At 24.1% G+C, this 2,079-nt stretch carries 1 pseudogene; it reads left to right on the top strand.

The window, feature by feature from the left end:
- Nucleotides 1-1,922 (top strand): annotated as a pseudogene (locus KQ44_RS10740) (hypothetical protein); the annotation flags it as partial.
- Between the last annotated feature and the right edge of the window lie 157 nt (nt 1,923-2,079).

The raw sequence follows: 2,079 nt of genomic DNA, 5'->3' as shown, positions 1-2,079 counted from the left end.
TTTAATAACTTCAAATTTTATAATGCCATTATTTTCTATGATGAGGCTTGATTTTAATATATATGATTTTTTGTATACGTACTTATTTGTAATGCTTGCTTATAATTTACTTGCATATTACCCTTTTAATTTAAGCTGCATAAAAAATATTAGAGTAATACTCACTTCTTTATTTTGTGTTATATCAATATTTTCATTTTTTGTAATAGAGGGTATAAGTTTAACTGTGTTGAGTATGGTAATAGTTTTTTCAGATATTGCTAATCTTTATGCTTCGCTTATTACTGTTCTTCCAATTTATTTAAAAATTATTACTATTGCTGTAAGTATAATATATTTTTCTTCTGTAATAATGTTTATATTATTATTTATTTTTAATTTATATAAAATGTTTATAAAAAGTAAAGCAGCATCATTAATTATGACATCTTCTATAATATTTATTTCATTTTATTTATTTTTTTATACAAAGAAATATAGATATATGGAGCATAGACTTTGTAAGAAATGCAAACAGAAAAGGAATAATAAACACAATAAACTACAGAATTAATTATGATAGATTAAATAACATAAAACCAAGTAAAGAACTTGTGTCAGATTCTATTAATTTACTTAAAGAGTATGAATTAAAAAGAGATGTATCAAAACTTTATTTGAAATCTACGAAAAATATTTTTGATAATATAAAAAGACTAGAAGATGATATGCATTCTATATTGATAAATGCTTCTAATGATAGTTTTATTTATAATAATGAAAGAATTGATTATGATTATATTGACAAATTAAAAAATGATTATTCTGATGTGTATAGCAATATAGCTCCTTTAATTACTAATGATTTAGAAAGAATAGAAAACTTAAAACATAGTTTTAAAAGAGATATATATTTAATATTTTTAGAATCATTTTATGACTATTCGCATTTTAAAAATTTATTTGAAAAAGATCCTTTTATAAAAGAGTATAGGGACTGGGCAAACAATTCTACAAAAATAGCCCCTAATGTTAATAACGGAAGTTTTTATGCTAGGCTTGCAGGGCTCACCGCTTCTTCTCCACTTTATCCAAAAACTCAGTCAGAAAAAATAGAGAATACCCTTCCTGATTTACTTTCAAAAAATGGGTATAATACTATAGCTTTAGAAGAGGCGTTAAATACTTATAACTTAAAAACTTTTTATCCGTCTATAGGTTTTTCTTCTCAAATATTCGGACTAGGAACTACTAATATTAATACATATTTAGTTACAAACATACAAAATTTAAAAACTCCTATATTTACAGCTGGTTTTACTATATTGGGACATACTGATTCTCATTTGGATAATAATTTAAATATAGCAGAAAATAATAAAAAGTTTCTTAATTATTTTGAAGGTAATGATAAACTTCATATAATGGAAACACTTGATAATTCAGCCATGACCGCCATTGAAATAATAAAGATAAGAGATACTATTTTAAAACATTCCCCAAATGCCATTATAATGTTTAAACATGATCATCTCTATCCTTATTTAAAAGCTATAATACAGCGTTCAAGTATCGATGAAAAAACAAAAACTAATTTTTTAAATGATTATAAGCCTTCGCCTATATTAATCTGGGACGGTACTAATGGAGCATATAAGACAGATGAAAATTTTACTCCAGAAAATATCCCATTATTTATAGCAGTAAACTTAAATATAGACTATACCAATAGCATAATATCGCTCTTATATAAAGAAGAAATTGAAAATACAATAAGCACTTATAACCGATTTTATTATACCTCTAATAATATGCCTATAGACAACAATGAAGTATCCAACCTAATAATATTTAAATACGAAAATGCTCAGAGAATATTGTCTCAGGATATTTTTCAGGGGAAGAAGTATTATTATGATTTAATAAATATCTCTAATAAATAATTTGACTATATGTTTCTTTATGTTATAATGTATGCTCATAGGATTTTATTTATGAAACAAACAAACAAACAAACAAACAAACAAACAAACAAACAAACAAACAAACAAACAAACAAACAAACAAACAAACAAACAAACAAACAAACAAACAAACAAC

This window comes from Brachyspira sp. G79, from assembly GCF_002379365.1.
GTDB lineage: Bacteria > Spirochaetota > Brachyspiria > Brachyspirales > Brachyspiraceae > Brachyspira.
The sequence above is the reverse complement of the archived record's forward strand: the minus strand, read 5'-3'. Positions and strand labels throughout refer to the sequence as shown.